Source organism: Rhodococcus sp. 320_ES (assembly GCF_059691855.1).
On the sequence record NZ_JCAWAG010000003.1, the window covers coordinates 607,599 to 621,208 of the forward strand.

Here is a 13,610-nt window from a genome sequence, read left to right on the forward strand (position 1 = left end):
GATCCGGCCGAAACGCTGCCGAGCAGCGCTTCGGGCCGGTCCGGGTGAGTGGTGGGTGTTACCTACCCCACAGTAATACCCCTTGACTCACCCGGCTCACATGAGCCGACCCTTGCTGTGGGTGGTCACGACCGAGGCCGCGACCACGACCACACGTCACAACGTCAGGCGGTTGCCGACTCGGTACGCCGCGGCAGCTTCCAGCCCGGACGCACGAAGTGGCAGGTGTATCCCTGCGGGAACTTCTGCAGGTAGTCCTGGTGTTCGGGCTCTGCCTCCCAGAACGGACCCACCGGTGCGACTTCGGTGACGACCTTGCCCGGCCACAGACCGGACGCGTCGACGTCGGCGATCGTGTCCTCGGCGACCCGCTTCTGCTCCTCGCTGGTGTAGAAGATGGCCGACCGGTAGCTGACACCGACGTCGTTGCCCTGACGGTTCTTGGTGCTCGGGTCGTGAACCTGGAAGAAGAACTCCAGGATGTTCCGGAACGAAGTCTGCTCGGGGTCGAACACGATCTCGACGGATTCCGCGTGGGTTCCGTGCCGACGGTAGGTGGCGTTCTCCACGTCGCCGCCGGAGTAGCCGACGCGGGTGCTGATGACGCCGGGCTGCTTGCGAATCAGGTCCTGCATGCCCCAGAAGCATCCGCCCGCGAGGACGGCGGTTTCGGTTGTGGTGCCCATGTGTGACTCCTTTACGTTGCGGTCTACTTGCTCAACGAACCAAGGGCGCATTTTGGTCCCGACACCTGCAATCAGGGGTGCGCGGTGTTCGGGCACCTCGTTTCGCTGTGTGCACCCGCAACAGGGTGTGTGTGACGCAATTCGGGGTGCACCGGGGCTGGGGCACCTCTTATCGCCGGTGCGTCGGGCTGCGGCACCTACGATTCGGGGTGCGTGGGCCGGGAAACCTGCAATCACACGATCGGCGGCACCATGGCCTCGATCAACGACGGACCGGGGGTGGAATTGGCGCGCTCGATCGCGTCGACGAGCTCGTCGACGGTGCTCACCCGAACCGCCGAGACGCCGAGGCCCGACGCGAGTGCCGTGAAGTCGACGTCCGGCTTCGACAGATCGAGCATCTCGAGCGCGCGAGGTCCGGGGTTGTCGGCCCCGACCCGCATCAGCTCGATCCGCAGGATCGCGTACGAGCTGTTGTTGATCAAGATCGTGGTGACGTCGAGGTTCTCGCGGGCCTGGGTCCACAACGCCTGGATCGTGTACAGCGCGCTGCCGTCCGATTCGACGGTGATCACCCTGCGGTCCGGAGCGGCGATCGCGGCACCGACCGCCACCGGCAAGCCCTGACCGATGGCTCCGCCGGTCAGCGTGAGCAGGCTGTGCCGCGGGGCGCCCGCCGTCGCGGCGGGGAGAGCGAACCCCGAGGTATTCGCCTCGTCGACCACGATCGCGTTGTCGGGCAGCGTGTGAGCGATGGCCGCCGCCAAGGTGAGGACGTTCAGCTCACCCGTCGGGCGCGGAGTGTCGACGGCCTCGGCACACAGCGGCTCGGTGTCCGAGGCGACCAGGTCCGCCACCGCCTCGAGCGTGCCGACGACGTCCTGGTCGAGGCCCGCGAGCGTGTCGACGACGCATCCCTCCGGCACGAGGTCACCCACCTTTCCCGGGTAGGCGAAGAAGGACACCGGGGCTGCCGCGCCGGACAACAGGATTCGAGTCACACCGGTGAACTGTTCCTGTGCCGCCTCCGACAGATAGGCCACGCGGTCGACGGTGGGAACGCCCGCCCCGCGTTCGATGCGGGCCGGAAAGCACTCCGCCAGCAGCCGCACACCGGTTGCCTGTGCGATGCGGCTCGCGGCGCGAAGACCCCGCTCTCCCAGCGCCGGACCGCCGAGCAGAACCACCGTATTGCGCTGCTGTGACAACGAATCGGCGATTTCTCGGACCCGTTCGTGCGCGACGGACGGCGCAGCTGTGACCGGGCGCGGCGTCGCCGGTTCGGCACCGTCGGACCACGACACGTCCGCAGGAAGCACCAGAGTCGCGATGTGACCCGGCGCAGTGGTGGCTGCGGCGACGGCCCGCGCCCCGTCCTCGGCGACGTCGCGGGTGAGCCCCGACGTGTGCACCCACCCCGACACCGTGCGGGCCACCGATTCGATGTCCGACTGCAGGGGCGCGTCGTACTTCTCGTGGAACGTCGCGTGCGCACCGACCACGGTGACCATCGGTGAGTGCGCACGACGGGCGTTGTGCAGGTTCGCAAGCCCGTTCCCCAGGCCCGGACCGAGATGCAGAAGTACAGCCGCCGGCTTCTCGGCGATCCGGGCGTACCCGTCGGCCGCTCCCGTGGCGACACCTTCGAACAGTGTCAACACGCCGCGCATCTCGGGAACCGAATCGAGGCTGTGCACGAAGTGCATTTCGGAGGTGCCGGGGTTCATGAAACACACGTCGACCTGCGCGTCGACGAGAGTTCGGATGAGGGCCTGTGAACCGATCATGTTTTCGACACTAACCGAGCCGTTAGGCTCTCGACCTATGGCCGAGCGTCCGTTCACCGTGGTGGATCTGTTCTCCGGTGGCGGCGGGATGAGTTACGGATTCCACGCCCATCCGTCGTTCGAGATCGTCGGCGCCGTCGACGCGCAACTCGGAAAGCCCAGCAGCCGACGCGGATCGCTCGCGTGCAACTCGACCTACGCGCTGAACATCGGGATGGAACCGCTCGACATCGACTTGGCTGCGGTGGAGCCGGGGGAATTGGCGCGGCAGTTGGGCGTTGATTCGATCGATGTCCTGTCGGCATGTCCGCCGTGTACTGGTTTCAGCCGGACCAACAGCCGTAACCACCTCGTCGACGACATGCGCAACGCCCTCGTGCCTCGCGTGGCGCTGTTCGCCGAGCAGCTGCGCCCGTCGGTCATCGTGATGGAGAACGCCCGAGAGCTGTTGAGCGGCAACTTCCGTGAGCATTTCGACGTCCTGCGAACTGCGCTGACGCGGTTGGGGTACACCGTCGACGCCAGGGTTCGGATGCTCTCGACGTACGGGCTGCCGCAGGTACGCGAACGAGCGCTGATCGTCGCCGCGCGCGACGGTGTGATTCCGCGATCGCTGGACGACCTGTGGGACGGGTACCGAATACCGCCGGACGTGGTGACGGTGAAGAACGCTGTGGGACAGTATCGTTCGCAGTCGGCGGGAGAAACGGATCCGACGGATTCCGCGCACGTATCGCCCCGGTTTCACTCCGAGGCAAGCCGCGAGCGCATCGCTGCCATTCCGCACGACGGTGGTTCGTGGCGCGACCTGATTCGTGCTGCGCCGCAGCACCTCACGCCGGCGATGGCCCGGCTGGTCGAGCGCGAGAAGCTGGGCAGCTTCCCGGACGTGTACGGTCGCATGGCCTGGAACAAGCCGGCGCCGACCATCAAGCGTGAATGCGGGCACGTGGGCAACGGGCGCTACGCCCACCCGGTGGACGATCGGCTGTGCAGTCTTCGAGAAATGGCTGTGCTCAACGGTTTTCCCGGTGACTATCGCTTCGGTGGTGGTGGACTCGCGAACCGGTACCGCCACGTCGGTGATGCGGTCCCGCCGTTGATCAGCTACCAGATCGCGGCTGCGGCGCGGTGGTCGTTGACCGGAGAGCGTCCGGACATGGCGGACGTGGTGCTGCCGAACACGTCGCTACGAGCGTCCGACATTCGGCCTGCTCGAGTCGGAGGCAGTTGAGTCCGATACCTCGGACACGAATTCGCGGGCGATGTCGCGGACTTTGCGGTTCTCCTTCTGCGACTGAGTCGACAGCATGGCGAACGCCGCGTCCGCGTCTATTCCGTGCATGGCCATGAGCATTCCCTTGGCCTGTTCGATGGGTGCGCGGTGGGCCATGGCGTCGCGAAGACCGTTCGACACCTCTTCTTCCGACCGCACCCTCGCGTAGTCGCCCAGTGCGCGGGCGGTGATGGTGGTGAGGGCGTCGAGAACGGCTTCGTCGAGATCGTCGAACGCCCGCGGAGCGGTGCCGTACAGGTTGAACGAACCGAACTCGAGGGTGTCGGTGCGCAGCGGTGCGGCGAGGAACGAGCGAATCCCGTCCGCTCGGGCGAGGCGAGCGAACTCGGGCCAGGCCTGCTCGGCGTCGTCGACGTCCACGCGCACGATGCGGCCGGTGCGCGCGGCTTCCAGGCAGGGGCCGTCGCCCACGTCGTACTGGTGGGTGTCCACGGCGAGGGTGCGCTGGTCGGTGTGGACGGCCGTATAGGTGCTGCCACCCAGCACGACGGTGACTCCGCAGCTCGACGCGCCGGCAATCGCCTGCCGAGCGATCTCGACCGAACGCTCGAGTACCACCACGAGATGGTCGTCGTCCACGACGCTTCCGCCCACGGCGGCGAGCAGGGTGGCGATGCGCGCGGGGGTCAGCGCGGTCTCTGCGGCGTCCGTCACCACGGCGGCAGCCTCACCGACGACCGAGGAATCGGCGTCTGCGAGTACCGAGCCGTCTGTCGAGGCCCCGCATTCGGGGGTGATCACGGCGAGAAGTATGGCACGGGGTCACCGACCGGTCGCTGTTTCGTCAGCCGTACTACGGGTACACGTGAGCAAGGTGAGTGCGATGTCCGGACGTCGTGCGTTGCCAGAGACATCGAGTGCAGAAAACCGCCGATGACTCGGAGTGCCCCGTCGGTCGCGTGAGTGCCCGACGGGGTTCTTCCGGTCCGTGGTGCCAGCTTTTCGGTCGATTCGGTACCTATCATCGATTCATGACCTCGTTGATCGAACGCATTCTCGACATCGCTCCGATATGGATCTATCTCACTGTCGGTTTGCTGGTGTTCGTCGAGGACGCGATATTCGTGGGATTCGTCGTTCCCGGTGAGACAGCGGCGGTTCTGGGCGGCGTCGCGGCCAGTCAGGGCAAGGTCGAGGTGGTCGCGATTGCCGCGGTGGTCGTCGTCGCCGCCATCGTGGGCGACAGCTGCGGATTCGAAATCGGCAAACACTTCGGGCCTCGATTGCTGCAGATGCGCATTCTGGACAAAAGGCGCGAAAAGCTCACGGAAGCTCAGAATTTCTTGGCACGACGCGGTGGGTCGGCGGTATTTCTCGGTCGATTCGTCGCCTTTTTTCGCGCCGTGATGCCCGCACTCGCGGGAATTTCTCGAATGCCCTATCCGAAATTCCTGTCCTGGAATGCACTCGGCGGCCTGGTGTGGGGTGCGGGCTTCGTCACCCTCGGCTTCGTCGCCGGCAACTCGTGGGAGGCCGTCGCGAAGACCGTCGGCCGAGATGCGGCGTTGATCGTGGTGGCGATCGTCGTGATCGCGCTGATCGTATGGCGGGTTCGCAAGCACCGGTCGGCGGCCAAGCCCGCCGCGAGCTAGCGATTCAGCGCGAGCACCGACAACAGTTCGTACGCCACGTGTGCGGCGGCGATGCCGGTGATCTCGGCGTGGTCGTAGGCAGGTGCGACTTCCACGATGTCGGCGCCCACCACGTTCAGCCCGACCAGGCCGCGCAGAGTGTTGAGCAATTCGCGCGACGTCATGCCGCCCGCCTCCGGTGTGCCGGTGCCGGGAGCGTGCGCCGGATCGAGCACGTCGATGTCCACCGACACGTAGACCGGTCCACCGTCGAGTCGGCGACGCATGCGTTCGACGATGCTGCGCACCCCGTCGACCTCGAAGTCGTCGGATCGGATGATCTGGAAGCCCAGAATCTCGTCGTCCTCGAGGTCCTTCTTGCCGTACAGCGGCCCGCGGATTCCGATGTGCTGCGATCGCTCCAGATCGATCAGACCCTCCTCGCTGGCGCGGCGGAACGGCGTGCCGTGCGTGTAGGGAGCGCCGAAGTACGTGTCCCAGGTGTCGAGGTGGGCGTCGAAGTGCAGGACGGCGATCGGCCCGTGATCGCGGTAGAGGGACCGCAGGATCGGGAGCGCGATCGTGTGATCGCCGCCGAGCGTGAGCAGCGACGATCCGTCCTTGCGCACGTCCGTGACGGCCGAGTCGATGGTGGACAGGGCTTCGACGATGTCGAACGGATTGACGCCGATGTCGCCGGCGTCGGCCACCTGCTGCACCGCGAACGGGGAGACGTCGACGGCCTGGTTGTACGGCCGCAGCAGCTTGGATGCCGCGCGGATGTGGCCGGGGCCGAATCGCGCGCCCGGGCGGTAGCTGACCCCGGAGTCGAACGGCACGCCCAGAATGGTGACGTCGGCGCGGGAGACTTCGTCGAGCCTCGGCAGTCGAGCGAACGTGGACGGCTCGGTGTAGCGGGGGAACTTGGTGGCGTCGACGGGTCCGATGTTGCTCATGGTCACGATCCTGCCCCGTGAACCCGTGATTTGCGGGCTACCAGGGACGAAAATAGGGTGCGAACTGTCCCGAGAACACCGAGGAGGTCGGCCAGTGATCACGGTGAGCCTCTTCCAGGGACCGGAGAGCCCCGACGGAATTGTCGACGCGATCGCTGCGGCGGCTCGCGAGGCCGTCGCCCGCGGAGCGCGCATCCTGGTGTGCCCGGAGATGTCGGCGACCGGCTACAACATCGGGCACCTCATCGTCGAGCGAGCCGAACCGGCGGACGGCCCCATCTCCGCCGCGATGAGCGAGATCGCGCGTGAGAATTCCATCGCCGTCGTCTACGGCTATCCCGAAGCGGCCGACGGCCGGGTCTACAACAGCGCTGCAGTGATCGACCGCGACGGTTCCACGGTGCTGAACTACCGCAAGACGCACCTGTTCGGTGACCTCGACCGCGACCACTTCACGCCGGGACACACGTTGGTGTCGCAGTTCGATCTCGACGGCACCCGATGCGGAGTGCTCGTGTGTTACGACGTCGAGTTCCCGGAAGCCGTACGCGCGCATGCTGATTCGGGCACGCAGTGGTTGATCGTTCCCACCGGGCTGATGACGCCGTACGACCTCGTGGCGACGCAGGTGGTGCCGGCGCGCGCCTACGAGAGCCAGATGTTCGTGAGCTACGTCAACCGGTGCGGCGTCGAGAACGGTCTCGAATACGTCGGCCTCACGTGCACCATCGCGCCCGACGGAACCGAACTCGCCCGCGCCGGACGCGGTGAACAGCTGGTGACGTTCGACCTGGACCCTGCCGACGTGGTCCGCTCCCGCGGCGTCAACACTCATCTCGACGACCGTCGCCCCGATCTGTACGAGCAGGAGAACCTCCGATGACCGCCCCCGTCACCCCGGACAGCACGGCCACCGTTCAGGAAGAGCCGCCGCTGACGATGTTCGGGCCGGACTTCCCGTTCCCCTACGACGATTACGTGACGCACCCGGCGGGTCTGGGCGAGGTGCCGCCCGAGCGGTACGGCACTGAGGTTGCCGTCATCGGCGGCGGCCTGTCGGGCATGGTGTCGGCGTACGAGCTGCTCAAACTCGGTCTGAAGCCGGTGGTCTACGAGTCCGGCGAGATCGGCGGACGCATGAAATCGGTTCCCTTCGACGGGTATCCGGACGTCGTGGCCGAAATGGGGGCGATGCGCTTCCCGCCGTCGTCGACGACGCTGTTCCACTACCTGGACTGTCTCGGCCTCGAGACGACCCCGTTTCCGAACCCGCTGGCCGAGGTGACGCCCAGCACGGTGATCGATCTCAAGGGGGAGAGCCACTACGCGCGCCACCTCGACGACCTGCCGAGCGAATTCGCCGAGGTCGCGCAGGCGTGGCAGCGCACGCTGGAGGAGAACTCGCAGCTGATCCCGCTGCAGAAGGCGATCCGCGCCCGCGATGCGGCCGAGGTCAAGCGAGTGTGGAACGAGCTGGTGCACCGGTTCGACGACACCACCTTCTACGGATTCCTCGCCGCGTCACCGCATTTCACGTCGTTCCGCCGACGGGAGCTGTTCGGGCAGGTCGGTTTCGGCACCGGCGGATGGGACACCGACTTCCCCAACTCGATCCTGGAGATCCTGCGCGTGGTCAGCACCGCGGCGGACGACCATCACCGCGGCATCGTCGGCGGTTCGCAGCAACTACCGATGCGGCTGTGGACGCAGGCACCGGAGAACGCGGCGCACTGGCCGGCCGGAACCTCGGTGGCGTCGCTGAACGGTGGGTACACCCGGCCCGCCGTGACCGCGCTCTCCCGAGCGTCCGACGGTTCGGTCTCGGTCACCGACGCCAGCGGTGTCACCACGACCTTCGCGTCGGCAGTGTTCACGGCGCAGAGTTGGATGCTGCTCAACAACATCGACTGCGACGACGACCTGTTCCCGATCGATCACTGGACCGCCATCGAACGCACGCATTACATGGGGTCGACCAAGGTGTTCGTTCTCGTCGACCGTCCCTTCTGGAAGGACGTGGACCCGACGACCGGCCGCGACGTCATGAGCATGACGCTGACCGACCGCCTCAGTCGCGGAACGTATCTGCTCGATCAGGGGGAGGGACGACCCGGCCTGATCTGCCTGTCCTACACCTGGTCCGACGACTCCCTCAAGCTACTTCCGCTGAGCCCCGGTGAGCGGCGGAATCTGATGCTCAAGTCGCTCGACGAGATCTATCCGGGTGTGGACATTCGCAGTCACGTGATCTCGGATCCGGTGACGTTGTCGTGGGAGACCGAGCGGGACTTCATGGGTGCGTTCAAGGCGAACCTGCCCGGCCACTACCGCTATCAGGAGCGGCTGTTCTCCCACTTCCACCAGGCCGACCTGGACCCGCGTCACCGCGGCATCTTCCTTGCCGGCGACGACATCTCGTGGACGGCCGGGTGGGCCGAAGGCGCCATTCAGACCGCGCTCAACGCCGTGTGGGGCGTCCTGAATCACCTTGGTGGAAAGTCCAATCCGGACAATCCGGGTCCGGGTGACGTGTTCGCGGACATTGCGCCGCTGCGGATGTCGGACGAGTAGGTCCGGTCGGACCACAGCCGCGCGTCGCGGCGATTGAGGTGCCCGACCACGAGCAGGACGGTGACGGGCACCGCCAGTACCAGCAGCAACGACAACGAATCGATCATGGATTCAGTGTGCTGGCGCATGCCGTCGGCGTCGACGATCTTGACGCAATCCTGACGTACGGATCTCGTCAATGCCCTGATCCACCGCCGTGCAGCGCGAGCAGGAGTTCCGCGCGCACCAGCGCGTTCGACAGGTCGCAGTCCAGCACCGCCTCCACGCGGCCGATTCGGCTTCTCAGTGTGTGACGGTGCACGTTCAACGATGCTGCGGCACTTTCCCATTGGCCGTTGGCTTCGAGGTAGGCGCGCAGCGAGGGAACCAGGAACGACCCCTCGGCCTTGTCGTGTTCGTCGAGCACCGCGACGGTCGACGCGGCGATGGCACGCAACGCGCGACGGACGGGTTCCGACGAGAGCAGAGTGGTGCCCTCGGCGGCACCGAACTCGGCGATCGGGGCGTGTGCGCTCGCCATGTCGACGGCCGATGTGGCTTGCAGCGCAGCGTCTTCGACGCCGCCGAGCGCGTGGGTGCCACTGAGACCCGCTCGGACGGTGCGGAGTTGATTGACCGGGAGACTGCTCAGCCAGGCCTCGACGTCGGCGCGAGTGTCGGACCCACGCAGCAACAGCGAGGCGACCGAACCGTGCACGCGTGCGACGAGGGGACGGGCGAGGTCGCGCAGGACGGTGTCGAGGTGGCGCCGCACCTTGTCGGCGTGCGGGGTCTCGACGACGAGGACGCGGAGCGATCCGGCGTCGTCCATGGCGTCGTCGAGGTACCCGTCGGCCTGGCTCGGTCGGAGCACCCCGTCGAGCAGCAGCCCGAATGCCAACCCGCCCAGTCGATTCTGACTGTCGCGCAACCGCAGTGGCTTTTCGAGCTCGAGCGTGAGCAGGGACACGGCGTGCCCGAGTAGCACGCGTTCGACGCCTTCCAGTGGGCGCGGCGTGCTGACGGCGAGGACCCCGTGTGCGGTTCCCGCGAGGTTGACCGGTTGCACGGTGAGCGTGCGGCCGGGACTGCTGACGTTCATCGAACCCGGTGTGGCGCCTTGCTGTTCGACCAAGGCGCGCGCTTCCTCGACGAGGGCGGTGTCCGTCGGCGGGTGAACGTCGGCCGACCGGCGCCCGACGAACGCGACGCTGCCTCGCGTCGCCACCGACAGCTCGCGCACGATCGCCGTGGGTCCGCCGCGCAGAGCGGCGCGGGTGATGCGCGTCTGGGTGTCCGCGGCTCGGCGGACCAGCTCGTACTGCTGCTCGGCGAGACGAGCCATGACGGCCTTGGTGACGGCCGCGAACGGTGTCGCGATCGGCACCTCCAGCACCGGGAGTCCGGCCTCCTCGGCGCGGGCCAGCAGTTCGCCCGGGATGTCGGGGTGCGAGAGGCCGGTGCCGAACGCGAGTCCGGAGACCTGCGCGTCGACGAGTCGGTCGACGTAGGTTGCCGTCGACCCGCGCAGGTCCAGGCCGGTCGTGAGGACCAGTTCGCCACCGGACAGCCAGGGCCGGGGGTCGAGCAGTTCGGTCGCCTGCGCGAACTGGACCGGGTTGTCGATCCCCGCGCGTCCGGCACGCAAGCGCAGATCGAGGTGCCGTTGCTGCAGTAACCAGGGCAAACGCACGCTCATACCCGTCAGCGTAGCTCCGTTTCGGCGCGTGGCCATTGCTTCGATGGACAGATTGTCAAGGCTCTCGCGGGGCCGTGCGGCGAGATACTTCTCCTACACCCCGATTTTCTGCACCCCGATTTTCTACACCCGAGTTCGAACCCCGAGAGGCCCGCCATGACCAGCATCGAATACCGGCTCCCGCAGGTGCGGCGGGTCGTCACCGAACTTCCCGGACCCAACTCCGCGGCCCTCACGCAGCGCCGCAAGGCCGTCATCGGAGCCGGCGTCGCGTCGAGCGTGCCGGTGTACGCGGCCGATGCGGACGGCGGCGTCATCGTCGACGTCGACGGCAACTCCCTCATCGACCTCGGATCCGGGATCGCCGTCACGTCGGTCGGCGCGTCCAACCCGGCTGTCGTCGCGGCGGTGCAGGAGCAGGTCGCGCACTTCACTCACACCTGCTTCATGGTGACCCCCTACGAGGGCTACATCGCGGTGGCGGAGAAGCTCGCCGAGCTCACCCCCGGCGACTTCGACAAGCGCACCGTGTTGTTCAACAGCGGCGCGGAGGCAGTCGAGAACGCCGTGAAGATCGCTCGCCACGCAACGGGCCGCGACGCCGTCGTCGTCTTCGATCACGCGTACCACGGCCGCACCAACCTGACGATGGCGCTGACCGCGAAAGCGATGCCCTACAAGACCGGTTTCGGCCCGTTCGCGCCCGAGGTCTACCGCGCGCCGATGTCCTACCCCTTCCGTGAAGGCCTGAACAAGGACGGCTCCGAGATCACCGGTGCGCAGGCCGCGGCCCGCGCGATCTCGATGATCGAGAAGCAGATCGGGGCCGACCAGGTCGCCGCGATCGTCATCGAACCCGTTCAGGGCGAAGGCGGATTCATCGTTCCCGCCGACGGTTTCCTCCCGGCGCTGTCCGAATGGGCCACCGCGAACGGCGTCGTCTTCGTCGCCGACGAGGTTCAGGCCGGTTTCTGCCGCACCGGCGAGTGGTTCGCCGTCGACCACGAAGGCGTCGTTCCCGACCTCATCACGATGGCCAAGGGCATCGCGGGCGGTATGCCGCTGGCCGCCGTCACCGGCCGCGCCGACCTGATCGACGCCGTCCACTCCGGTGGGCTCGGCGGCACCTACGGCGGCAATCCCGTCGCGTGCGCCGCGGCGTTGGCGTCGATGTCGCAGATGGAAGAACTGGACCTGCGCGGTCGAGCCCGGCACATCGAAGAGATCGTCACGACGCGCCTGCGCACGCTGGCCGAGGAGTTCGACATCATCGGCGACGTCCGCGGCCGCGGCGGCATGCTGGCCATCGAGTTCGTCGAGAGCGGCAGCAGTGACACCACGACCGGCCTCCGGCCTTCCCGCGAACCCGATGCGGCTGTCACGAAAGCCGTCTCGTCGGCCATGCTCGCCGAGGGCATCATCATCCTGACCTGTGGCACCTACGGCAACGTCGTCAGATTGCTACCGTCGTTGGTGATATCCGACGAACTGTTGACCGAAGCGCTCGACGTCCTCGAGTCGGTCATCCGAAAGGTTGCAGGATGAGTGTTCTGACCAGCGTCCCCACACAGTTGTGGTTGGGCGGCAAGCAGGTTCCCTCCTCCTCGGGCGCCACGTTCGACGTGACGAACCCCGCCGACGGCAGCCATCTGCTGACCATTTCCGACGCGACCGAAGCCGACGGCATGCACGCACTGGACCTCGCGGTGGGAGCCCAGGCCGACTGGGCGGCGACGCCGACCCGCGAGCGGGCCGAAATCCTGCGCACCGCATTCGATCTCGTGAAGGAACGCGCCGACGACTTCGCCGAGCTGATGACCCTGGAAATGGGAAAGTCGTTGGCGGAGAGCAAAGGTGAGGTCACCTACGGCAACGAGTTCCTGCGGTGGTTCTCCGAGGAGGCCGTGCGCATCGGCGGCCGCTTCACCCAGGCGCCCGCCGGCACCGGTCGCATTCTCGTGACGAAGGTTCCCGTCGGACCGGTCCTGGCCATCACACCGTGGAACTTCCCCTTGGCCATGGGAACTCGCAAGATCGGCCCAGCTCTGGCGGCCGGCAACACCATCATCGTCAAGCCCGCCGAGGACACCCCGCTGACGATGCTTCTGCTCGGACAGGTCTTCGCCGACGCCGGTCTGCCGGAGGGCGTGATGTCGATCCTCCCGACGTCCGACGCTGCCGCCGTCACCGGCCCGCTGATGCAGGACTCGCGGCTGAAGAAGGTCACGTTCACCGGGTCGACGGCCGTCGGGAAGACGCTGGTCCGCAACTCGGCCGACAAGCTGCTGCGCACCTCGATGGAACTGGGCGGCAACGCCCCGCTGATCGTGTTCGACGACGCCGACATCGACAAGGCCGTCGACGGCGCGATGCTGGCGAAGATGCGCAACGGCGGCGAGGCATGCACGGCGGCCAACCGCATCCACGTCGCCAATTCGGTGCTCGAGGAGTTCACGGACAAGCTGTCCGCGCGTATCGAGGCATTGAAGATCGGCTCCGGTCTCGATCCCGACACCAACATCGGCCCGCTCATCAACGAGCGTCAGCGCACCGTCGTCAAGACGCTCGTGGACGACGCGGTCGAGAAGGGTGCGCGGGTGCGCGTCGGCGGACAGGTGGTCGACGGTCCGGGCTTCTTCTTCGCCCCGACGGTGATCGACCAGGTTCCCGCGAACGCGCGTCTTCTGAAGGAAGAGATCTTCGGGCCCGTGGCCGCGGTGATCGGCTTCGAGAGCGAGCAGGACGGCATCGATGCCGCCAACGACACCGAGTACGGCCTCGCGGCGTACTTCTTCACTCAGGACGTCGATCGCGCGCTGCGCGTCGCGTCGAAGTTGAACGCCGGAATCGTCGGTGTGAACCGCGGGGTCGTCTCCGATGCGGCGGCGCCGTTCGGCGGGGTCAAGGAGTCCGGTTTCGGCCGCGAGGGCGGTTCGGAGGGCATCGAGGAGTACCTGGAGACCAAGTACGTGGCACTTCAGTAACTCCTGTCACTTCTGTAACATCGAAAAGCCTGTATCGTTCAGCAGGCAATTACTTCACGGAGCACAGGGAGATTCAGCAG

The 13,610-nt window shown here is 66.8% G+C and carries 11 protein-coding genes; 6 read left to right on the forward strand and 5 right to left on the reverse strand.

Translation table 11 applies throughout. The features are described from left to right. Nucleotides 1-164: 164 nt before the first annotated feature. Together msrA and AC59JP_RS13510 are read right to left on the reverse strand one after the other, a co-directional pair. On the reverse strand, nt 165-686 hold the full coding sequence (msrA, locus tag AC59JP_RS13505) for a peptide-methionine (S)-S-oxide reductase MsrA (protein ID WP_497326277.1): 522 nt from the start codon (nt 684-686) through the stop codon (nt 165-167). 233 nt (nt 687-919) lie between these two features. Next, nucleotides 920-2,473 (reverse strand): acetolactate synthase large subunit, encoded by a 1,554-nt coding sequence (locus AC59JP_RS13510; protein ID WP_497326278.1) that lies wholly within the window; start codon nt 2,471-2,473, stop codon nt 920-922. 37 nt (nt 2,474-2,510) lie between these two features. Between AC59JP_RS13510 and AC59JP_RS13515 the strand changes: the two genes are divergently transcribed. Continuing rightward, nucleotides 2,511-3,707 carry a DNA cytosine methyltransferase gene (locus tag AC59JP_RS13515; protein WP_497326279.1) on the forward strand — a complete coding sequence of 399 codons (1,197 nt, stop codon included), beginning with the start codon at nt 2,511-2,513 and terminating at the stop codon, nt 3,705-3,707. Here the strand turns inward: AC59JP_RS13515 and AC59JP_RS13520 are convergent. Further along, entirely contained in the window at nt 3,663-4,511 is an 849-nt protein-coding gene (locus tag AC59JP_RS13520) for an ANTAR domain-containing protein (protein ID WP_497326280.1), read from the reverse strand. The genes AC59JP_RS13515 and AC59JP_RS13520 overlap by 45 nt on opposite strands. Nucleotides 4,512-4,741: 230 nt before the next feature. On the opposite strand from AC59JP_RS13520, the gene AC59JP_RS13525 reads away from it, so the two are divergent. After that, nucleotides 4,742-5,362: a DedA family protein gene (locus AC59JP_RS13525; protein WP_497326281.1), complete on the forward strand. Its 621-nt coding sequence runs from the start codon at nt 4,742-4,744 to the stop codon at nt 5,360-5,362. Here AC59JP_RS13525 and speB read toward each other — a convergent pair. After that, nucleotides 5,359-6,297 (reverse strand): agmatinase, encoded by a 939-nt coding sequence (gene speB / locus AC59JP_RS13530; protein WP_497326282.1) that lies wholly within the window; start codon nt 6,295-6,297, stop codon nt 5,359-5,361. The two genes, AC59JP_RS13525 and speB, sit on opposite strands and share 4 nt — an antisense overlap. Before the next feature lie 97 nt (nt 6,298-6,394). Here speB and AC59JP_RS13535 point away from each other — a divergent pair, with 97 nt between their 5' ends. Together AC59JP_RS13535 and AC59JP_RS13540 are read left to right on the forward strand one after the other, a co-directional pair. Then, nucleotides 6,395-7,180 (forward strand): carbon-nitrogen hydrolase family protein, encoded by a 786-nt coding sequence (locus AC59JP_RS13535; RefSeq protein WP_497326499.1) that lies wholly within the window; start codon nt 6,395-6,397, stop codon nt 7,178-7,180. Next, complete coding sequence (locus AC59JP_RS13540) at nt 7,177-8,868, forward strand: flavin monoamine oxidase family protein (protein ID WP_497326283.1); 1,692 nt, start codon at nt 7,177-7,179, stop codon at nt 8,866-8,868. Before AC59JP_RS13535 ends, AC59JP_RS13540 begins: the two co-directional genes overlap by 4 nt. Before the next feature lie 175 nt (nt 8,869-9,043). On the opposite strand, the gene AC59JP_RS13545 is transcribed toward AC59JP_RS13540, so the two are convergent. Then, nucleotides 9,044-10,546, reverse strand: a complete 1,503-nt coding sequence (locus AC59JP_RS13545; RefSeq protein ID WP_497326284.1) for a PucR family transcriptional regulator — start codon at nt 10,544-10,546, stop codon at nt 9,044-9,046. Nucleotides 10,547-10,702: 156 nt separating this feature from the next. On the opposite strand from AC59JP_RS13545, the gene gabT reads away from it, so the two are divergent. Then, nucleotides 10,703-12,091 (forward strand): 4-aminobutyrate--2-oxoglutarate transaminase, encoded by a 1,389-nt coding sequence (gene gabT / locus AC59JP_RS13550; protein ID WP_497326285.1) that lies wholly within the window; start codon nt 10,703-10,705, stop codon nt 12,089-12,091. Beyond that, a complete protein-coding gene (locus AC59JP_RS13555; RefSeq protein ID WP_497326286.1) occupies nt 12,088-13,530 on the forward strand; it encodes an NAD-dependent succinate-semialdehyde dehydrogenase in 1,443 nt (480 codons plus the stop codon). The genes gabT and AC59JP_RS13555 overlap by 4 nt, the downstream gene beginning before the upstream one ends. Nucleotides 13,531-13,610: the final 80 nt, after the last annotated feature.